The organism is Herbaspirillum sp. C7C2, from assembly GCF_022627865.1.
GTDB lineage: Bacteria > Pseudomonadota > Gammaproteobacteria > Burkholderiales > Burkholderiaceae_D > Herbaspirillum > Herbaspirillum frisingense.
The window spans coordinates 203,605-223,656 of sequence record NZ_JABXGI010000004.1; the positions used below are offsets into that span (position 1 = coordinate 203,605).

At 61.8% G+C, this 20,052-nt stretch carries 16 protein-coding genes and 1 other RNA gene; 7 read left to right on the plus strand and 10 right to left on the minus strand.

Features of this window, described 5'->3' with window-relative positions:
• Positions 1–23 precede the first annotated feature (23 nt).
• The 8 genes from HWE04_RS08985 to gyrA form a co-directional block, all read right to left on the minus strand.
• Positions 24–329 (minus strand): integration host factor subunit beta, encoded by a 306-nt coding sequence (locus HWE04_RS08985; protein ID WP_006462119.1) that lies wholly within the window; start codon positions 327–329, stop codon positions 24–26.
• 13 nt (positions 330–342) lie between these two features.
• Positions 343–2,058, minus strand: coding sequence for a 30S ribosomal protein S1 (rpsA, locus tag HWE04_RS08990; protein ID WP_077235498.1), 1,716 nt, complete (start codon positions 2,056–2,058; stop codon positions 343–345).
• A gap of 215 nt (positions 2,059–2,273) precedes the next feature.
• Positions 2,274–2,942: a (d)CMP kinase gene (gene cmk / locus HWE04_RS08995; protein WP_006462117.1), complete on the minus strand. Its 669-nt coding sequence runs from the start codon at positions 2,940–2,942 to the stop codon at positions 2,274–2,276.
• 58 nt (positions 2,943–3,000) lie between these two features.
• Positions 3,001–4,332 (minus strand): 3-phosphoshikimate 1-carboxyvinyltransferase, encoded by a 1,332-nt coding sequence (gene aroA / locus HWE04_RS09000; RefSeq protein ID WP_241812176.1) that lies wholly within the window; start codon positions 4,330–4,332, stop codon positions 3,001–3,003.
• Between the two features lie 77 nt (positions 4,333–4,409).
• The gene (locus HWE04_RS09005) at positions 4,410–5,297 is read right to left on the minus strand and encodes a prephenate dehydrogenase (protein WP_241812177.1); all 888 of its coding nucleotides are present in this window, start codon (positions 5,295–5,297) and stop codon (positions 4,410–4,412) included.
• Between the two features lie 39 nt (positions 5,298–5,336).
• The gene (gene pheA / locus HWE04_RS09010) at positions 5,337–6,410 is read right to left on the minus strand and encodes a prephenate dehydratase (protein ID WP_006462114.1); all 1,074 of its coding nucleotides are present in this window, start codon (positions 6,408–6,410) and stop codon (positions 5,337–5,339) included.
• Between the two features lie 129 nt (positions 6,411–6,539).
• Positions 6,540–7,652, minus strand: a complete 1,113-nt coding sequence (gene serC, locus HWE04_RS09015) for a 3-phosphoserine/phosphohydroxythreonine transaminase (RefSeq protein WP_241812243.1) — start codon at positions 7,650–7,652, stop codon at positions 6,540–6,542.
• Positions 7,653–7,710: 58 nt separating this feature from the next.
• Positions 7,711–10,356, minus strand: coding sequence for a DNA gyrase subunit A (gene gyrA, locus HWE04_RS09020; RefSeq protein WP_241812178.1), 2,646 nt, complete (start codon positions 10,354–10,356; stop codon positions 7,711–7,713).
• Positions 10,357–11,130: 774 nt separating this feature from the next.
• On the opposite strand from gyrA, the gene ompA reads away from it, so the two are divergent.
• The 5 genes from ompA (at position 11,131) to ssrA (ending at position 17,568) form a co-directional block, all read left to right on the plus strand.
• Positions 11,131–11,745 (plus strand): outer membrane protein OmpA, encoded by a 615-nt coding sequence (gene ompA, locus HWE04_RS09025; protein ID WP_006462111.1) that lies wholly within the window; start codon positions 11,131–11,133, stop codon positions 11,743–11,745.
• A 144-nt stretch (positions 11,746–11,889) separates the two neighbouring features.
• Positions 11,890–12,615, plus strand: a complete 726-nt coding sequence (gene ubiG, locus HWE04_RS09030; protein WP_241812179.1) for a bifunctional 2-polyprenyl-6-hydroxyphenol methylase/3-demethylubiquinol 3-O-methyltransferase UbiG — start codon at positions 11,890–11,892, stop codon at positions 12,613–12,615.
• Between the two features lie 66 nt (positions 12,616–12,681).
• Positions 12,682–13,338, plus strand: coding sequence for an HAD family hydrolase (locus HWE04_RS09035; RefSeq protein WP_241812180.1), 657 nt, complete (start codon positions 12,682–12,684; stop codon positions 13,336–13,338).
• A gap of 212 nt (positions 13,339–13,550) precedes the next feature.
• Positions 13,551–16,994 carry a DUF748 domain-containing protein gene (locus HWE04_RS09040; RefSeq protein WP_241812181.1) on the plus strand — a complete coding sequence of 1,148 codons (3,444 nt, stop codon included), beginning with the start codon at positions 13,551–13,553 and terminating at the stop codon, positions 16,992–16,994.
• Positions 16,995–17,187: 193 nt separating this feature from the next.
• Positions 17,188–17,568, plus strand: a transfer-messenger RNA (tmRNA) gene (ssrA, locus tag HWE04_RS09045).
• 49 nt (positions 17,569–17,617) lie between these two features.
• Here the strand turns inward: ssrA and HWE04_RS09050 are convergent.
• Together HWE04_RS09050 and HWE04_RS09055 are read right to left on the minus strand one after the other, a co-directional pair.
• Complete coding sequence (locus HWE04_RS09050; protein ID WP_241812182.1) at positions 17,618–17,815, minus strand: hypothetical protein; 198 nt, start codon at positions 17,813–17,815, stop codon at positions 17,618–17,620.
• 10 nt (positions 17,816–17,825) lie between these two features.
• Positions 17,826–18,614: an NAD(P)H-dependent oxidoreductase gene (locus tag HWE04_RS09055; RefSeq protein WP_241812183.1), complete on the minus strand. Its 789-nt coding sequence runs from the start codon at positions 18,612–18,614 to the stop codon at positions 17,826–17,828.
• A gap of 49 nt (positions 18,615–18,663) precedes the next feature.
• On the opposite strand from HWE04_RS09055, the gene HWE04_RS09060 reads away from it, so the two are divergent.
• Together HWE04_RS09060 and HWE04_RS09065 are read left to right on the plus strand one after the other, a co-directional pair.
• Positions 18,664–19,641, plus strand: a complete 978-nt coding sequence (locus tag HWE04_RS09060) for a LysR family transcriptional regulator (RefSeq protein WP_241812184.1) — start codon at positions 18,664–18,666, stop codon at positions 19,639–19,641.
• A 157-nt stretch (positions 19,642–19,798) separates the two neighbouring features.
• Positions 19,799–20,014 (plus strand): transcriptional regulator, encoded by a 216-nt coding sequence (locus HWE04_RS09065; RefSeq protein WP_241812185.1) that lies wholly within the window; start codon positions 19,799–19,801, stop codon positions 20,012–20,014.
• Positions 20,015–20,052 lie beyond the last annotated feature (38 nt).

The following is a 20,052-nucleotide window of genomic DNA, read 5'->3' on the forward strand; positions in this document are numbered from 1 at the left end:
GCCTGGTCACAGGCCAAGCCGGTTCAATCCTCGCGGATTGGCTGGCCGACCATCGCATCGACGCGTTCGCGCAATTCCTTGCCGGGCTTGAAGTGCGGCACCCGTTTTTCGGGAACCATCACCTTGTCGCCAGACTTGGGATTGCGGCCGATACGCGGCGGACGGCGGTTGAGCGCGAAGCTGCCAAAACCACGGATCTCGATACGCTGGCCGGTCGCGAGTGCGTCGACCATGGCATCGAGGATGGTCTTGACCGCGTAATCCGCATCCTTGGCGACAAGTTGCGGATAACGCTCAGCCAGACGGGCGATCAGCTCCGACTTCGTCATCGTGACCGGAAGATCAGTTCTTGTTGTCGAGCTTGGCCTTCAGCAGCGCGCCCAGGCTGGTGGTGCCCGAAGCAGCGTTGGAGTCAGCCGACATCTTCTGCATGGCTTCCTGGGTCTCGGCGTTGTCCTTGGCCTTGATCGACAGCTGGATGCTGCGCGCCTTGCGGTCGATGTTGATGACCAGGGCTTCGACGGAATCGCCAACCTTCAGGTGGGTACCGGCATCTTCCACGCGGTCGCGGGAGATTTCGGATGCACGCAGGTAGCCTTCGACTTCGTCGTTCAGCTGGATCACAGCACCCTTGGGCTCAACCGACTTGACGGTACCGGTCACCAACGCACCCTTGTCGTTCAGGGCGGCGAAGTTGTTGAACGGGTCGCCTTCCAGTTGCTTCACGCCCAGGGAGACGCGCTCGCGTTCCACGTCGATGGCCAGAACAACGGCTTCCAGCTCGTCGCCCTTCTTGAACTTGCGCACGGCTTCTTCGCCAGCTTCGGTCCAGGACAGGTCGGACAGGTGCACCAGACCGTCGATGTTGCCCGGCAGGCCGATGAACACGCCGAAGTCGGTGATCGACTTGATGGAACCCTTGACCTTGTCGCCCTTCTTGTGGCTCATGGCGAAGTCGTCCCATGGATTCGGCTTGCACTGCTTCATGCCCAGGGAGATACGACGACGCTCTTCGTCGATTTCCAGAACCATGACTTCGACTTCGTCGCCCAGCTGGACAACCTTGTTCGGGGCCACGTTCTTGTTGGTCCAGTCCATTTCGGAGACGTGCACCAGGCCTTCGATGCCTTGTTCGACTTCCACGAATGCACCGTAGTCGGTCAGGTTGGTGACCTTGCCGAACAGGCGGGTGCCTTGCGGGTAGCGACGCGACAGACCGGTCCACGGATCGTCGCCCAGTTGCTTCACGCCCAGGGAGACGCGGTTCTTCTCTTGATCGTACTTGAGGACCTTGGCGGTGATCTCTTGGCCAACCGACAGCACTTCCGACGGGTGACGCACGCGACGCCATGCCAGGTCGGTGATGTGCAGCAGGCCGTCGATGCCACCCAGGTCAACGAACGCACCGTAGTCGGTGATGTTCTTGACGATACCGGTGACGACGGTGCCTTCCTTCAGGGTTTCCATCAGCTTGGCGCGCTCTTCGCCCATGGAGGCTTCGATCACGGCACGGCGCGACAGAACGACGTTGTTGCGCTTGCGATCCAGCTTGATGACCTTGAATTCCAGGGTCTTGCCTTCGAACGGGGTGGTGTCCTTGACCGGACGGGTGTCGACCAGCGAACCCGGCAGGAAGGCACGGATGCCGTTGGTCAGAACGGTCAGGCCGCCCTTGACCTTGCCATTGACGGTACCGGTGACGATCTCGCCGGACTCCATCGCCTTTTCCAGCGAGAGCCACGATGCCAGACGCTTGGCCTTGTCGCGCGACAGGATGGTGTCGCCGAAGCCGTTTTCCAGCGATTCGATCGCAACGGAGATGAAGTCGCCGACGTTGACTTCGACTTCGCCGTTGTCGTTCTTGAATTCTTCAACAGGGATGAATGCTTCCGACTTCAGGCCGGCGTTGACGATCACGAAGTTGTGATCCAGGCGCACGACTTCTGCCGAGATGACTTCACCCGAACGCATGTCCTGACGCGACAGCGATTCTTCAAACAGAGCAGCAAATTCGCTGGAGGTATCAACACCTGCAGCGATAACGGTAGTGGTAGACATAAAAGAAAGTAAGAAAGATTGGCCGGTATCCGTACGATGCAATCGTCCCGACTTGCACTGCCGCCTGCGTTGCCGCCGACGGCATGGATACTGGGTTAGGTTTATCAACACCCGTCAGACTTTGCATCTGCCGGGCACCAATGGCACTACGGGTACAACAAGGACTTGCCCATGATGGCAGCGAAAGGCGCTTTTTCAAGCAGATTCAGGCGCTTTCAATGCCCCAGGGCAGCGTACCAGCTGAGTACCTGCTGCACCGCTTCGTCAGCGGTCATGTCGGATGTATCCAGGTGATATGCGCCCTCCGCAGGCTTCAAGGGGGCCGACGAGCGACTCATGTCGCGTTCGTCACGTTCCTTCAAATCTCTGGAGAGGTCTTCGATATTAGCAGAAAAACCCTTGTCAATCAATTGCTTATAGCGTCTTGTGGCGCGCGCTTCCACACTGGCGGTCAAAAACACCTTCAGACGGGCGTTGGGGAAGATGACGGTACCCATGTCGCGACCATCGGCCACCAGGCCGGGGGATTTCCTGAATGACAACTGCAGGCCGTACAAGGCCTGGCGCACGGTGATCAGGGCGGCGATGCGGGAAGCGGTATTGCCAACCTCTTCGGCACGGATGGCCTGGGTCACGTCTTCATTGGCCAGGAAGATGTGGGCACCATCGAAATGGCAGTGCAGGTGCTCGGCCGCCTTGGCCAGCGCATGCTCGTCGTCCAGGGCGATGCCGCGCCGCAGCACGGACAGCGCCGTCAGGCGGTACAGCGCGCCCGAATCCAGGTAATGGAAACCCAGTTGCTGGGCCACCTTCTGGGCCACGGTGCCCTTGCCCGAGGCGGTGGGACCATCAATGGCGATGACCGGTATCTTTGCTTTTTCCATGGCCTGAACCCTTTATCAGTGAATAATTTAGTGCAATTTCTCGTTACTACAGGGTTTATCAGATCAAGGTTTGCTCGGCAATCTTTTTGAAGACGTCGAAGTAATCCGGGAAGGTCTTGGCCACGCATTTGGGGTCATTGATGCGCACCCGGTTGCCACGCCGCAATGCACCATCCAGCGATGCCAGGGAGAAACACATGGCCATGCGATGGTCGTCATAGGTGTCAATGGCGGCGCTGCCGATCTCGGCCGGCGGCGTCACCTTCAGGTAGTCGGCGCCCTCCTCCACCTCGGCGCCGAGCTTGCGCAGCTCAGTGGCCATGGCAGCCAGGCGGTCGGTTTCCTTGACACGCCAGCTGGCGATATTGCGCAAGGTGCTGGGGCCGTCGGCATAGAGCGCGGCCACGGCGATGGTCATGGCGGCGTCGGGAATATGGTTGAAATCGGCTTCGATGGCCTTCAAGGGGCCATTGGACGAGGCCTCGATCCAGTTCTCACCCATGGTGATGGTGGCCCCCATCTGCTGCAGCGCCTCGACGAAGCGCACATCGCCCTGGATGCTGTCGCGACCCACCCCTTCGACCCGAATCGGGCCGCCGGTGATGGCGCCGGCCGCCAGGAAGTAGGAGGCCGAGGACGCATCGCCCTCCACGTGGATGCTGCCCGGGCTGCGGTAGTGCTGGCCGGGCTGGATGATGAACTGTTGCCAGCCATCACGCTCGACCTCGACGCCGAAGCGGCGCATCAGGTTCAGCGTGATCTCGATATAGGGCTTGGAAATGAGCTCGCCGACCACGTCGATCTGCATCGCCTCTTCGCGCGCCATCAAGGGCGCCGCCATCAGCAAGGCGGTCAGGAACTGGCTGGACACATTGCCACGCACCTTCATGCGCGAGGAGCTCAGCTGGCCACGACGGATGTGCAGCGGTGGATAACCCGGGTTGCCGGTGTAGTCGATGCGCATGCCGACCGCATTGAGGGCATCGACCAGGTCGCCGATGGGGCGCTCATGCATGCGCGGCACGCCGTGCAGCGTGTAGTCGCCACCCAGCACGGCCAGCGCGGCGGTGAGCGGGCGGATGGCGGTGCCGGCATTGCCCATGAAGAGATCGGCCTGGTGCACCGGCAGCACGCCGTTGACGCCATGCACGATGTAATCCTGGGTGCCTTCGATCTGCTCCCACTTCACGCCCAGGGTCTGCAAGGCCATCAGCATGACCAGGGTATCGTCGGAGGCCAGCAGGTCGAAGATGCGGGTGGTGCCGCCGGACAGCGCCGCCAGCAGCAGGATGCGGTTGGAGATGCTCTTGGAGCCGGGCAGCTTGACCGTGCCTTGCACGTGGTGCACTGGAGCCAGGTCGATATGACGGGGGTAGGAAGGCTGTTTCATCGTGATTCGTTTTCGGTGGATGAATCGGGCCGCCGCAGCGGCACGCAAAGTTTCATTATTCTGCCGGCCAGGCTGGCTCAGCCGTTCTTGCGTTCGGCAGCCTCGATGGCGGCGGCCCATTGCTGGCGCGCATCGCGGGCACTGGCATAGACCCGTTCCAGCGCGGGGCCATCGCTATTGGCGATCATCTCGCGGATGGACTGCAATTGCACCAGATAGGCATCGACTTCGGTCAACAGGGCATCGCGGTTGGCAAGTGTGATGTCGCGCCACATCTCGGGCGAAGAAGCGGCGATGCGGGTGAAATCGCGAAAACCACTGGCCGCATACTGGAACAGCGTGTCCGCATGCGGCTTGGCGGCGATATCGTCCACCAGCGCAAATGCCAGCACATGCGGCAGATGGCTGACCGAGGCGAACACCGCATCATGCTCCTGCGGCGAAAGACGGTGAATGACGGCACCACAGGCGCGCCAGGCGGCGGCGACCGTTTCCACGTCCTGCGCGGCGTTCTCGGGCAAGGCGGTGATGACCACCTTCTTGCCTTCGTAGAGGTCGGCCAGGGCGGCTTCCGGACCATGCTGCTCACGCCCGGCGATCGGATGGGCGGGGACGAACTGGCTGATGCGCGCACCCAGCGCCTTGCGGGCTGCGGCGACCACGTCGCCCTTGGTGCTGCCAGCGTCGGTAACGATGGCCCGCGGTGCCAGGTAGGGCGCGATGGAGGCCAGGATGGCTTCGGTCTGGGCCACCGGGGCGGCCAGCAGGATCAGGTCGGCCCCATCGACTGCAGCCGCCGGGTCGGTGGCAACGCTATCGATGAGACCCAGTTCGCAGGCGCGCTCCAGGCTGGCCGGGGAGCGACCGACGCCGACGATGTGGGCGGCCTGGCCGGCACGGCGCAGCGCCAGGGCAAACGAGCCGCCGATGAGGCCCACGCCGAAGATGACGACTTTCTTGAACACGGTGGACTCGGACGGTAAAGGTGTCAGGACAGCCGGCACTTACAGGCCCAGCGGATAGGAACCCAGCAGCTTGAAGAAGGCGGCATTCTGGCGCAGTTCCTCCAGCGCCTGGGCGACCTTCTCGTCCTGCTCGTGACCTTCCAGGTCGACGTAGAAATAGTATTCCCACGCGCCCATGCGGGCCGGCCGCGACTCGAAGCGCGTCATCGACACGCCATGACGCGCCAGTGGCGCCAGCAGGTTGTAGACCGCCCCCGCCTTGTTGGGCACCGACAGCACGATGGAGGTCTGGTCGCGACCGGAGGGCGCCGTGCGCAGACGACCGATGATGGCGAAGCGGGTGCGGTTGTGCGGGTCGTCCTGGATGTGGGCATTGACGGTCTGCAGGTTGTACTTCTGGCCAGCGATCTCGCCGGCGATGGCCGCCACGCTCTTGTCTTCACCTGCCATGCGCGCCGCCTCGGCGTTGGAGGCCACCGCCTGGCGTTCGATGGAAGGATAGTTCATATTCAGCCACGCATTGCACTGGGCCAGAGCCTGCGAGTGTGCACAAATGCGGGTGATGCCATCCATCTTGCCGTCGGCGGTCATGAGGCTGTGATGCACCGGGATGGAGACTTCGCCGCTGATGGTCAGGGTGGTCTGCAGCAACAGATCGAGAGTGCGGTTGATGACGCCTTCGGAAGAATTCTCGATGGGCACCACGCCGAAATCGGCGGTGCCGGCTTCGGCGTCGCGGAACACTTCATCGATGGACACGCAGGGCAGGCCTTCGATGGCGTGGCCGAACTGCTGGTACACCGCCTGTTCGCTGAAGGTGCCCTCGGGGCCGAGATAGGCGACGACCACGCGCTTTTCCAGCGCGCGGCAGGCCGACATCACTTCGCGGAAGATGGTCTGGATATCGGTCCCCAGCAAGGGACCGGGATTGCGGTCGGCGGCGCGGCGCAGCACCTGGGCTTCGCGCTCGGGGCGAAACACGGGGGCATTGGTCTCGGCCTTGACGTGGCCCACTTCCTGCGCGACGCGGGCGCGCTGGTTCAGCAGGTCGAGGATTTGCGCATCGATGGCATCGATCTTCTGGCGCAGGGGCAGCAACTTGTCGTCACTCATCTTGCTCTTTCAGTGTCTGCAGCCGCATTCCGGCGCGAAGACCGGCCTGCGGCGCTCTTGGCATGGCATTGGCATGGCGCACGACCGAAGGCCGGCACCGCTCGGGCTGGATGCCCGGTCAGGTGCGGCTCAGCCGTGCTGCTTTTCGAAGTCTTTCAGATAATCGACCAGGGCCTGTACGCCCTCGATCGGCATCGCGTTATAGATCGATGCACGCATGCCGCCGACCGACTTGTGGCCTTTCAGCTGCAGCAGGCCGCGCTCTTTGGCGCCGGCCAGGAAAGTGTCATTGAGCGACTCGTCGCGCAGGAAGAACGGCACGTTCATGCGGGAACGGCAATCGGCTGCGATACGGTTGCTGTAGAAATCGGTGCTATCCAGGTAACCGTAGAGCAGCCCGGCCTTGGCGATGTTGCGCGCTTCCAGCGCGGCCACGCCACCCTGGCGCTTGATCCACTGGAACACCAGGCCGGCGATGTAGATCGCGTAGGTCGGCGGAGTGTTGTACATGGAGTCGTTGTCGGCCACGATCTTCCAGTCGAAGGCCGAGGGGCAGAACGGCAGCGCGTGACCCAGCAGGTCTTCGCGGACGATGACGATGGTCACGCCGGCCGGGCCGATGTTCTTCTGGGCACCACCATAGATGACGCCGTATTTCGAGACATCGACCTCGCGCGAAAGGATGTGCGAGGACATGTCGGCCACCAACGGCGCGCCATCGGTATCGGCTGCAACCTCAGGAGTGTATTGGTATTCGACGCCGTCGATGGTCTCGTTGCTGCAGATGTGGACGTAGGCGGCATTGCGCGAGAGCTTCCATTCGCTGCGTGCCGGAATGCTGGCGAACTTGCGGTCGGCCGAGGAAGCCGCCACGTTCACTGTGCAATAGCGCCCTGCCTCCTTGATCGACTTGGCCGACCAGGAACCGGTGTTGATGTAGTCGGCCACGCCCACTTCATGCTTGCCGGCCGGTGAACGCAGGGCCGCCAGGTTCATGGGGATGATGGCGTTTTCTGCAATCGCCCCGCCCTGCAGGAACAGCACCTTGTAGTTGGCGGGGATGTTCATCAGCGCGCGCACGTCGGCCAGCGCGGCTTCGATGATGGACATGTACTCCTTGCCGCGATGGCTCATCTCCATGACCGACATGCCGCTGCCATGCCAGTCCAGCATCTCGTCGGCCGCCTGTTGCAGCACTTCCTTGGGCAATACCGCCGGTCCGGCGGAAAAGTTATAGACCATTTCTGCGTTCGCCATCAAAAAAGGCGGCCGGCATGTCGCCAGCCGCCCGGGACTTGCTTTACTCGCCAGCGGCAGGAGCTTCGCTGCCGGCACCCTCGGCGTTCTCGCCGTCAATCACGTCTTCCACATCGGACTCGACCACGCGTTGCAGGCCGGACAGCTTGGTGCCGTCCTCCACCGCGATCAGGGTCACGCCCTGGGTGGCACGACCCATCTCGCGGATCTCCGAGACGCGGGTGCGAATCAGCACGCCACCGGTGGTGATCAGCATGATCTCGTCGCTGGAATCGACCAGGGTCGCAGCCACTACCTTGCCGTTACGCTCGCTGGTCTGGATCGCGATCATGCCCTTGGTGCCACGGCCATGGCGGGTGTACTCGGTGATCGGGGTACGCTTGCCGAAGCCGTTCTCGGTGGCGGTGAGCACCGACTGCTGCTCGTTCTCTGCCACCAGCAGGGCGATGACCTGCTGCGTTTCTTCCAGGTTCATGCCGCGCACGCCACGGGCGGTACGGCCCATCGGACGGACATCGTTTTCATCGAAGCGCACGGCCTTGCCGGCATCCGAGAACAGCATCACATCATGGGCGCCATCGGTCAGCGCGGCACCGATCAGGAAGTCGCCTTCATCGAGGTCCACGGCGATGATGCCGGCCTTGCGCGGGTTGGAGAAGTCCGACAGCGGGGTCTTCTTGACCGTGCCCAGGCTGGTGGCCATGAAGACGTAGCGGTCATCCGGGAAGCTGCGGTTGGCGCCCGACACCGGCAGGATCACGGTGATCTTCTCGCCATCCTGCAGCGGGAACATGTTGACGATGGGCTTGCCGCGCGAGTTGCGCGAGCCCTGCGGCACTTCCCAGACCTTCAGCCAGTACAGGCGGCCACGGTTGGAGAAGCACAGGATGTAGTCATGCGTGTTGGCGATGAAGAGCTGGTCGATCCAGTCGTCATCCTTGGTCGCCATGGCCTGCTTGCCGCGACCGCCGCGCTTTTGCGCACGGTATTCGGAGACCGGCTGCGACTTCATGTAGCCGGTGTGCGAAAGCGTGACCACCATGTCCTGCGGCGTGATCAGGTCTTCGGTGGCCAGGTCGGTGGCATTGTGCTCGATGGTGGAGCGACGCTCGTCCTTGGCGCCGATGCCGTAGTCGTTGCGGGCGGCGTTGAGCTCGTCGGTGATGATGGCGGTCACGCGGGCCGGCTTGGACAGGATGTCCAGCAGGTCGGCGATCTGCGCCATGACGTCCTTGTATTCGTTGACGATCTTGTCCTGCTCCAGGCCGGTCAGGCGTTGCAGACGCATCTGCAGGATTTCCTGGGCCTGCTCGTCGGAGAGCTTGTACAGGCCATCGGACTGGATGCCGTAGTGGGACGGCAGGCTTTCCGGACGGAAGGCTTCGATACCGCCTTCGTTGGCTTCGCCGGCGCGGGCCAGCATCTCGCGCACCATGGACGAATCCCAGGCACGCGTCATCAGCTCGGCCTTGGCGATCGGCGGCGTCGGTGCGGCACGGATGATGGCGATGAAGTCGTCGATGTTGGCCAGTGCCACGGCCAGACCTTCCAGCACGTGGCCACGTTCGCGCGCCTTGCGCAGTTCGAACACGGTGCGGCGGGTGACCACTTCACGACGGTGCGACAGGAAGCATTCCAGCAACTGCTTCAGGTTCAGCAGGCGGGGCTGACCATCGACCAGCGCCACCATGTTCATGCCGAAGGTGTCCTGCAGCTGGGTCTGCTTGTAGAGGTTGTTCAGGACCACCTCGGGCACTTCGCCGCGCTTCAATTCAATGACCACGCGCATGCCCGACTTGTCGGACTCGTCGCGCAGGTCGGAAATGCCTTCGAGCTTCTTGTCGCGCACCAGCTCGGCGATACGTTCCAGCAAGGCCTTCTTGTTGACCTGGTAGGGCAGCTCATCGACGATGATGGCGATACGACCTTCGCGGCCATACTCTTCGAAGTGGGTCTTTGCGCGCATGACCACACGGCCGCGACCGGTACGATAACCGTCACGCACGCCGGAGACGCCATAGATGATGCCGCCGGTCGGGAAGTCCGGTGCCGGCACCAGTTCGATCAGTTCATCGATGGTGCAATGCTCGTTGGCCAGCAGATGCAGCGCGCCGTTGATCACCTCGGTGATGTTGTGCGGCGGGATGTTGGTGGCCATGCCCACGGCGATGCCGGAGGAGCCGTTGACCAGCAGGTTGGGGATACGGGTCGGCAGGACCGAAGGTTCCTTTTCCTTGCCGTCGTAGTTGGGCACGAAATCGACGGTTTCCTTCTCGATGTCGGCCAGCAATTCGTTGGAGATCTTGTCCAGGCGGCACTCGGTGTAACGCATCGCCGCAGCGCCGTCGCCGTCGATGGAACCGAAGTTGCCCTGGCCGTCGACCAGGGTATAGCGCAGCGAGAAGTCCTGGGCCATACGCACCAGGGTGTCATAGATGGAAGCGTCACCGTGCGGGTGATACTTGCCCATCACTTCACCGACCACGCGCGCGCACTTCACGAAGGGACGGTTCCAGACGTTGTTCATCTCGTGCATCGCGTACAGCACGCGGCGGTGCACCGGCTTCAAGCCATCGCGCACGTCCGGCAGTGCCCGACCCACGATCACGCTCATGGCGTAATCGAGGTAACTCTTGCGCATCTCTTCTTCGAGGGAAATGGGGATGGTTTCTTTAGCGAATTGATCCATTGGAGAGTCGAAAGATGTTTCCCGGCCAGAAAATCCTGCCGGGCGGGCGTGGCCCTTGGACTGATCAGAACAGTGGATTCTAGCACGCCAGGAGGGTCAAAAGCCCTTCAACCGCCCTCAAAACGCCTCCAACGGCGCGCTTCACCGCCCGCCAGGGAAGTGACGCAAATTTCAGATGCCCGCCGCACAGCCGCTCCCAGCCTGCGAGAGCGGCTGGCCTTGTGGTCGCACTCGCTATATATATTAGTGGCGGCATCCGGCAGCCAGGCCGTTGACGCACCAGATTGGGGAGATGGATACGGAAGCATTACCAGAAGGCATTGTTTTCCTTGCGCTGGCCTACCTGATGCCAAAATAACAAGCGCCAAAAACTTTCTCGGGATCATTCCCGTGCCCCGGCTCCGAAAAATGATCCACATCGCCGCCGACAATGCCTCGGAGAAAATGACAACTACTTGCCGAGACGAAAATGCGCGAACTGTATGAAAAATAAGGATTTTCTAGAAAAAATCGGGGTTTTTCAGGCTCAGATGGAACAAAAATGGCTCAAAAATATCCCGTTGCGAAGAAACAACACAGTCCCAAAAACGTTGTCTGGACCAATTGGCAAGCATCGCTCAAGGGCAATCCGTGTGGCAGAATGGCGGCTAAGTTCATTACTAGCCCCATGGAACAAGGGCCTGTGACGACCTGAACACATGATATTATTCATTTTTTGATGTCGTAATCTTGTAGCGCAGTTTATCTGCGGATATCTCACCCGAGAGGAGAAACATGAACAAATTAGCAAAACTCGTCTTCGCTGCTGCGTCCGCAGCCATCGCACTGTCTGCCACCGCTCAGGAAACCAAGGACATCAAGGTTCGTCCCGGCAGCCTGTACCTGCAAGATGGCCGTGACGTCGTGACCCGCAGCGGTTACGGTCTGTGCTGGCAAACCGCTTACGTGAACGGTCCGTGCGAAGAACCGCCGGCACCGGCTCCGGTTGCCGCTGCTGCTCCTGCTCCGGCTCCGGCTCCTGTCGCTGCTCCGACCTCGGAAAAGGTCACCTACGCTGCTGACGCATTCTTCGACTTCGACAAGGCAACCCTGAAGCCGGCTGGCAAGGCCAAGCTGGACGAACTGGTTGGTAACCTGAAGGCCATCAACCTGGAAGTCATCATCGCCGTCGGCCACACCGACTCGATCGGCTCCGTCGCCTACAACCAGAAGCTGTCGGTTCGCCGCGCTGAGTCCGTCAAGGCCTACCTGGTTTCGAAGGGCGTTGAAGCCAACCGCGTCTACACCGAAGGTAAGGGCAAGTCGCAACCGGTCGCTGACAACAAGACCGCTGCTGGCCGCGCCAAGAACCGTCGTGTGGAAATCGAAGTTGTGGGTACCCGCAAGTAATCGATTGACGCTACAAGGCTCAATGAACCCCGCTTCGGCGGGGTTTTTTTATTGCTGCGGCATTTGCGCGTCAGCCCCTTTTTGCCGCATCACTTGATCTGCCGCCGCCAACCGGGACTGTCCGTTTGGGCTATCATTAGGCCCATGAACACGACCAATGCGACCAACGCGACCATGAACGCCGATCCCCAAGAGATCCAGAAATTCAGTGAACTGGCCCATCGCTGGTGGGACCCGGGTTCCGAATTCCGTCCCCTGCACGAAATCAACCCGCTGCGCCTGGAGTGGATCAATGCCCGCGCTCCGCTGGCCGGCAAGAAAGTCATCGACATCGGCTGTGGTGGCGGCATCCTGGCCGAATCCATGGCCATCAAGGGCGCCGACGTCACCGGCATCGACCTCTCCGACAAGGCCTTGAAAGTGGCCGACCTGCACAGCATGGAATCAGGCGTACAGGTGCGCTACGAGAAAATCGCCGCCGAAGACATGGCCGCACGCGAAGCCGGCCGGTACGACGTGGTGACCTGCATGGAAATGCTGGAACACGTACCCGATCCGGCCGCCATCGTGCGCGCCGCCGCCACCCTGGCCAAGCCGGGCGGCAAGCTGTTCTTCTCCACGCTCAACCGCAACATGAAGTCCTACCTGATGGCCATCATCGGCGCCGAATACGTCCTGCGCCTGCTCCCCAAGGGCACGCACGATTACGCCAAGTTCATCACCCCGGCCGAACTGGCCCGCTACACCCGCGAGGCCGACCTGCAGATCGACGCCTTCAAGGGCATGGGCTACAACCCGTTGACCAAGATCTACTCCCTCAACGAAGACACCAGCGTCAACTACCTGGTCGCCTGTACCAAGCTGGCCTGATCCGCCATCGCGCCGCAGCGCCCTGCTGCGGCCGCTCCTCTCCACCGCCATCACAGACAAGACCCCATGCCATTACGCCCCCCGCGCGCAATCCTGTTCGACCTTGACGGCACCCTCGCCGATACCGCGCCCGACCTTGCGGCGGCCGCCAATTTCCTGCGCCAGGAGCGCGGCCTGGACGATGCGCCCTATGAGCAGCTTCGCCCGGTCGCCTCGGCCGGTGCACGCGGCCTGATCGGGGCAGCGCTCGGCATCCATCCCGAGCACGACGAATATGAAGCGCTGCGCGTGCGCTTCCTGGATCGCTACGAAGCCAACATGAGCCAGCACAGCCGCCTGTTTGACGGCATCCCCGAACTGCTGGCACAGCTGGAATCGCGCCAGATCGCCTGGGGCATCGTCACCAACAAGGCTGCGCGCTTCACCGACGTGCTAGCCCCGCAGATCGGCCTGGGCCACGCTGCCTGCATCGTCTCCGGCGATACCACCCCGCACCCCAAGCCCCACCCCGCACCGCTGCTGGAAGCCGCACGGCGCCTGCAACTGGCGCCCGAGGATTGCTGGTACGTCGGCGACGACCTGCGCGACATCCAGGCCGGCCGTGCCGCCAGCATGCCCACCATCGCTGCGGCCTGGGGCTACTGCGGTCACAGCGAGCCCACCGGATGGGATGCCGACGTCCTGCTGCACGCCCCACTGCAGATCCTCACCCTCCTCTCCTGATTTCCCAGCGGCGCCCAGCGGAAACTTTGGCGCCGCTTTCCCCTCCTAGCCTGCGCCAGCCTCACGTGTCACAGTGACGACGCCTCGCATTAGAATGACGGCAGACAGGCTCACCGCCGACACATCACAATCAGAACCGGCCTCCCTTGCAAGGATTGCAGCCATTGCAGCCAATGCAGCCGACGGGCCGGCACCGACAAGGGAAAACCGCAATGACCAAGCCGGGCACCGCCTCTTTCACCCAGCACCCCGCATGGCAGCGTCTGCGCCGCCCCCTCAGATGGCTGGGCTGGATCCTGGTCGTCCTGCTGGTGCTGGCCGCCCTCAGCTGGGCCGCCCTGCCGGCGCTGGTGCGCAAGATCGCCGTCGATCAGACCCAGGCCCAGATCGGCCGCAAGCTCTCTATCGGCGAGATCAGCTTCAATCCCTTCCGGCTGGCGCTGCGGGCCTCCGATATCACGCTCTTCGAAGCCGACGGTAAGAGTGCCTTCTTCAGCGCCCAATCATTGCTGGTGGACGCCTCCTCGGCCTCACTGCTACGCATGGCACCGGTACTTGATGAGATCAAGCTGACCACTCCGCAACTGCATGTCATCCGCCTGGACGCCAACGGCAGCGGCCACTACAACTTCTCCGACATCCTCGACCGTCTGGCTGCACAGCCCAAGAGCGAAGGCCAGGCCCGCTTCTCGCTTGCCAACGTGCAATTGCAGGATGGCGCAATCCACTTCGAAGACAAGGTCAGCGGCAAAAACATCGACATCGCCGCCCTACAACTCGGTCTGCCCTTCATCTCCAACCTGCCCGGCAACATCGACAGTTTCGTGCAGCCGCAACTTGCCGCCACCATCAACGGCACGCCGCTGCACCTGAAGGGTCGCAGCAAACCCTTCACCTCGTCGCAGGAATCGGCATTCGCCATCGACATCGACCAGCTGGACCTGGTCAGCTACCTGCCCTTCGTCCCCGCCGAACTGCCCCTGGCCGTGCAGAGCGCCAAGCTCACCACCAGGCTGGACCTGGGCTTCAGTCGCAAGGAAGACAAGCCCACCGTGACCCTGGCCGGTGATATCCGGATCGATGACATTTCCTTGCAGGACAAGGCCAAGGCCCCGCTGCTCAAGGCCAAGTCACTGGCCGTGCAGCTCGGACAATTCGACCTGCTGGCCGCCAGCGGCGAGATCAGCCAGGTCAGCCTGGAACAGCCGCAAGTCTGGGTCGACATGAATGCCCGCGGCGAAATCAACTGGTTGCGCGCCCTCGGCAGCGGTACCAGCAACAGCAAGGCGCCGGCCAAACCGGGCGCCACGCCAGCGCAGGCCAGCACGCCGGCACCGGCGACTCCGGCGACTCCGGCTGCACCAGCGACACCCGCACCAGCGGCCCCCATCGTCCTGCAACAACTGAAAGTAAGCGGCGGCGACATCCACTGGCGTGACCAGGCCAACGCCAGCCCGGCGCAGGACATCAAGCTCTCCAAACTGGAGATCAATGCCACCGGCCTGTCGACCGCCGTCGATGCCAAGCCCGCCCAACTGAACCTGTCGGTGACGGAAAACGGTCACGGCACGCTGGCCTTCGACGGTCAGGTCCAGCCGCTCAAGGCACAGGTCAGTGGCAAGCTCAAGCTGGAACGCATCGACCTTGCCGCCTACCGCAATTACCTGGCGCGCAGCCCCGTCACCGACATCGCCGGCAAGCTCTCCGGTAACTCCACCCTGCAACTGCGCGATGGGCACATCAAGCTCGACGACACCAGCGTGGACCTGGCCGACCTGCGCCTGACGCCGCCCGGCAAGGGGGCCCAGCCGATCAGCCTGCAGTCCCTGTCATTGCAGGCGAAAAATCTCAGTGACACGCTGGACCAGCCCATCCCCTTCAAGCTGCAGGCACGCTTCGACAAAGCCGGCAGTGCCGAACTGAGCGGCCAGGCTGCGTCCCACCTGAAGCAGCTGGACCTCGACCTGGACGTCAAGGACCTGCCCATCACGCCCTTCCAGCACTACTTCACCAATGTCCTCAACGTGACCTTCAGTAGCGGCCTGGTCAGCGCCAAGGGCAAGCTGGCCGTCACGCCGCCGCTGGAGAGCCAAAAGCTCGCGCTGGACTACAAGGGCGAGGCTGCCGTCACCAACCTGCGCATGCAGGACAAGGTCACCTCCACCGACTTCCTGCGCTGGCGCACCCTGGCCGTGAGTGGCATCCAGGCCAGACTGGGTGCACGCACGCAAGTGGCGCTGGAGAAGATCACCCTGTCCAACTTCTACGCCCGCGCCATCCTTTCCGACAAGGGCCGCCTGAACCTGCAAGACATCGTCGTGGCCGACGCCCAGGAACAGGGCTCGATCACCGACGACAGCAAGAAGGACAGCAAGGACGCCACGCCCGGCAACATCGGCAGCTCCCGCAAGACCACCTCCACCGCCCCGGTGACCACGCCGGCCGCCTCCGCTGATGCCCCCATCGTACGCATCGGTCAGGTGGTCCTGGAAGGCGGCAACATCAACTACACCGACAACTTCGTCAAACCCAACTACACCGCCAACATGACCGGCCTGGCCGGCACCATCGGCCAGATCTCCTCGGAGAAACCGCAGCCCGCTCCCGTCAACATCAGCGGCAAGATCGACAACGATGCCCCGCTGCAGATTTCCGGCTCGCTCAATCCCTTGTTCAAGCCCATGTACCTGGATCTCAAGGCCAGCGCCAACGGCGTGCAACTGCCGCGCCTGACGCCGTACTCCGCCAAGTACGCCGGCTATCCGATCACCAAGGGCAAGCTGTCCATGGACGTGCAATACAAGATCGAGAACGACAAGCTGGTCGCCCAGAACGACCTGCGCATCGAACAGCTGACCTTCGGCGAACGCGTGGACAGCCCCGACGCCACCAAGCTGCCGGTCATGCTGGCGGTATCGCTGCTCAAGGACCGTGACGGCAATATCAATCTCAACCTGCCGATCTCAGGCTCGCTCTCCGACCCTGAGTTCTCGGTCGGCGGCATCATCGTACGGGTCTTCGTGAACCTGATCGTCAAGGCCGTTACCTCGCCCTTTGCCCTCATCGGATCGATGTTCCGTGCCGACGAGCACATCGGCGAACTACGCTATATCGAGTTCGCGCCGGGCTCTTCCGAGGTCACCGACGAGGTCCGCAAGAAGCTCGATGCGCTGGGCTATGTCCTGCACGAACGCCCCGGCATCAAGCTCGACATCACCGGCCGCGTCGATCCTCAGGTCGATGACCAGGGCCTGCGCCAGGAAGCCCTGGAACGCAAGATGCGCGGCCTGAAACGCGCCGACCTGATCGCCCGCGAAGGCCAGCCCTCCGGCCCGGTGCGCATCAGCCCGGCCGAGCGCGGCAAGTATCTGGAGCGCGTCTACAAGGACAGCAAGTTCGACAAGCCGCGCAACATGATCGGGTTGTCCAAGTCCTTACCGCCGGAAGAGATGGAAAAGATGATCCTGGAACATACCGAGGTCACCCAGGATGATCTGCGCAATCTGGCCCAGCGTCGTGCCGACCAGGTGCGCAATTACCTGCAGGAGCAAAGTGTGATCGACCCGGCGCGTATCTTCCTGATCGCCCCCAGGCTGGACGGCACCGGTATTCCAGCCAAGGAGCCCAAGGCGCGGGTGGAACTGACGATCCAGTGACTGGATGAATGAACGGATGGATGAATGGATGAACGGAGTGGACGCCGGACCTTGAAAAGCGCGGCCACGCCCATACAACAAGGAGTAGGTTATAATTTACCTCCCGCCGAAAAGCGGGCGCCTCTCTAGCGGGAGGCAAGCGTAATACGCAGGTTCAAGCGCCCAGCTGGATTTGCGAAGCTTCAACACTCACGGGGCCGACTTGGTTTCGACAGGGGTTGCAAAGCGGAACAGGGCATGCCGAGGACTGGTTACCTCGTTAATCCATCCGGAACTGCTTAAATGCAAACGACGAATCTTACGCTCTCGCAGCGTAAATCGCACCTAGAAACCTAAGAAACTTCTAGCTCTACAGCACTTCTTCCCTGGGGTGTGCTGGCAACAGCGGTAGAGTCATTTACAGGGAATCGTGGCGTATCGGGTTACTTGATACGTCATTAAATCCAAGGTAACTCGTCCTGTCGAAGCGTGTGCGTCCGCGTCGCCAGGATCAAAACCAATTGACTGCACTACGCATGTAGAACTGTCTGTAGAGTGCTTCTGGACGCGGGTTCGATTCCCGCCGGCTCCACCAAACATCAGTCCTTTGAAATCCAAGGACATCCGGAAAACCCGCTTATCTCCTAGGAGATAGCGGGTTTTTTGTTTATTGTCGTCCAAGCGAGTTCGTTGACATCCGTGTTCTTTGGGTGCGCCGGCAGCGGGATCCATTCGGCCTCGCCAGGGATGTCCGGAAAGACATCCTTGTCGCGATTGTTCCAGGCCAGCCTGGCGGCCATACCCGAGCCCATTTGCCCAAGCCCGATGAGGGCCATATCCATTACCATGTCCTTATGCGTCGGTCAGGTCGGCAATGTGCGCGGCGATGCCGGTTTGGCCTGGCGAAACATGGTCGGCCATGGTGTGGCGATCGGGAAAGCTGCCTCCGTTCTGCGAGCGAAACGGAATCGGCGCGTCGTCGAACAGGCGTTCGACGCGACTACGCCACGCCGCCCGGATGAGTTCGATCTCTTCCGCTTTGCCGACATGGGCGGCGCCGTACACCGGATGGACGGGGAGCACGTCCATGCCTGGATAGAAAAGCGCGCCGTGGGTGAGCGGAAAGAGCAGCTGATCAATCGGGCCGTTGATGCCGCGCGGACCATAGTCCGCAGCCGGGCCGCCTGCCAAAACGTTAACCAGCGCCCGCTTGCCCTTCAGGATGCCGTCCCCAAAGCGATATTCGTTGGTGCCATTCTTGTACCCGTAGGCAAAGCCGAAGGCGTAGACACGATCGATCCAGCCTTTCAGGATGGCGGGCAAGCCATACCACCAGAGGGGGAACTGCATGATCACCGCATCGGCCGCCAGCAGCTTCACCTGCTCTGCGGCGACATCCGCCGTCTGCTGCCCAGTTGCATAGGCATGACCTGATTCCATAATGTACGAGAGGCGATCAGGATTAACCCTGCTCGGAAAATCCTCTGCATCGAAGACAGCCTTCCAGCGCATGCCATAGAGGTCCGACTGAATGACTTCATGCCCTTGGGCGGTAAGGGCTTCAATCGAGACATCGACCAGTTGCCGCGTCAGCGAGGCCGGCTCAGGGTGGGCGTAGACGATGAGGACTTTCTTGGTCATGGTGCGGTTCTCCAAGTGGTTTGCAATGACCGCATGATGGCCTCTGGCCATGGTATATGTGAAATCGATTATTTTTTACTCTACAATCCACCACATGGATACCGGACGCATCGATCTCAATTTGTTGCTGACTCTTGAAGCTCTCCTGGCAGAGCGGAATGTGACAAAGGCGGCCGCGCGACTTCACCTTAGTCAGCCAGCAGTGAGCGCACAGTTGAGCCGCCTTCGGGATGTGTTCGACGATCCCTTGCTTGTCCCGGCCCACCGCGGGATGACGCCTACGGCCAAGGCGCTCGACCTAATCGGCCCGCTGCGAGAAGCGCTCGATCAACTGCGAATTACCCTCCATTCCCATAAAGACTTCTCGCCGGCACGGGGCAAGCTGACAGTCACGGTGGCTTGCACGGACTATGTGCAGGCTGCGGTCCTGATACCGCTCGCTGTGACGTTGAGGCAGCGCGCGCCGGGGGTGCGCCTGGCCGTTCGCCATTGGGATCCTGCGTCGATGGAGCAACAGCTAAGTCGCGGCGAGATCGACCTGGCTCTCACCACGCCTGATCCCAGTCACGTGCATCTGCGAACCTGCCACCTATACACGGAGACCTACGTCCTCATCGGTCGACGAGATCATCCAAGTCTCAGGCCCGGACTTACGCCCGGAGAGTTCGCGAAACTGGAACATGTAATCGTGTCACCATCGGGCGGCGCCTTCACAACGCCGATCGACGAGGCACTGGCAGCGCTTGGGCAGCGCCGCCAAGTCGTTATGTCGGCAGCGTCCTTCCTCTTCGTCCCCGAGATCGTTTCGTCTAGCGATCTTGTCGCCCTTGTGCCGAGGCGGCAACTACGAGGCCAGGCGGACCGGCTCGTCTTGATCGATATCCCTTGGCTCTCGGAGCAGTTCGACGTCAGCTTGATTTGGCACGAGCGCAGCCACGGACACGCTGGCCATCGCTGGATTCGGAATCTACTTGTCGAGGTCGTGACAGACAAAGGCAATGGCGTGCGCCTGCCAGATTTAACCTGAACAAGCAGGGCGACAGCAATCGCGCTTTGCCGAGGGTCTTGACCAAAGTGCAAGCTGCCTCCCTGTCCGAAGTGGCCGCAGCGCTGCACCAGCAACGCGGCGGCCCGGCTGGTCCGGTTATGGTTGATGCAAGAGCGAGGTGCAGTTGGGCTTGGGTATGGCCATGGTGGCCGTTCCTGATATCCTGGCAGGACTGGAGTCGGCGGAGCTGGTGCGGGTTTTGCCGCGCTGGTGGGCCGATGCGGGCGCAATCTCTCTCTACTATGCGAGCCGCCACCTGCTCCCGGCCAAGACGCGATTCTTCATCGATTTCGTGATCGAGGCCTTTAAACGTGAAGACTACGCACGACGCTTCGCCGGTAACCTGGGTTGAACCTGCACGAATGCTTCACAGATAGCATGCCTGGGCCT

Bases quoted from the DNA above. Each gene is read 5' to 3' on its own strand.
- HWE04_RS08985 (WP_006462119.1), bottom strand. From the start codon at position 329: ATGACGAAGTCGGAGCTGATCGCCCGTCTGGCTGAGCGTTATCCGCAA.
- rpsA (WP_077235498.1), bottom strand. From the start codon at position 2,058: ATGTCTACCACTACCGTTATCGCTGCAGGTGTTGATACCTCCAGCGAA.
- cmk (WP_006462117.1), bottom strand. From the start codon at position 2,942: ATGGAAAAAGCAAAGATACCGGTCATCGCCATTGATGGTCCCACCGCC.
- aroA (WP_241812176.1), bottom strand. From the start codon at position 4,332: ATGAAACAGCCTTCCTACCCCCGTCATATCGACCTGGCTCCAGTGCAC.
- pheA (WP_006462114.1), bottom strand. From the start codon at position 6,410: ATGAGTGACGACAAGTTGCTGCCCCTGCGCCAGAAGATCGATGCCATC.
- serC (WP_241812243.1), bottom strand. From the start codon at position 7,652: ATGGTCTATAACTTTTCCGCCGGACCGGCGGTATTGCCCAAGGAAGTG.
- gyrA (WP_241812178.1), bottom strand. From the start codon at position 10,356: ATGGATCAATTCGCTAAAGAAACCATCCCCATTTCCCTCGAAGAAGAG.
- ompA (WP_006462111.1), top strand. From the start codon at position 11,131: ATGAACAAATTAGCAAAACTCGTCTTCGCTGCTGCGTCCGCAGCCATC.
- ubiG (WP_241812179.1), top strand. From the start codon at position 11,890: ATGAACACGACCAATGCGACCAACGCGACCATGAACGCCGATCCCCAA.
- HWE04_RS09035 (WP_241812180.1), top strand. From the start codon at position 12,682: ATGCCATTACGCCCCCCGCGCGCAATCCTGTTCGACCTTGACGGCACC.
- HWE04_RS09040 (WP_241812181.1), top strand. From the start codon at position 13,551: ATGACCAAGCCGGGCACCGCCTCTTTCACCCAGCACCCCGCATGGCAG.
- HWE04_RS09050 (WP_241812182.1), bottom strand. From the start codon at position 17,815: ATGGATATGGCCCTCATCGGGCTTGGGCAAATGGGCTCGGGTATGGCC.
- HWE04_RS09055 (WP_241812183.1), bottom strand. From the start codon at position 18,614: ATGACCAAGAAAGTCCTCATCGTCTACGCCCACCCTGAGCCGGCCTCG.
- HWE04_RS09060 (WP_241812184.1), top strand. From the start codon at position 18,664: ATGGTATATGTGAAATCGATTATTTTTTACTCTACAATCCACCACATG.
- HWE04_RS09065 (WP_241812185.1), top strand. From the start codon at position 19,799: ATGGCCATGGTGGCCGTTCCTGATATCCTGGCAGGACTGGAGTCGGCG.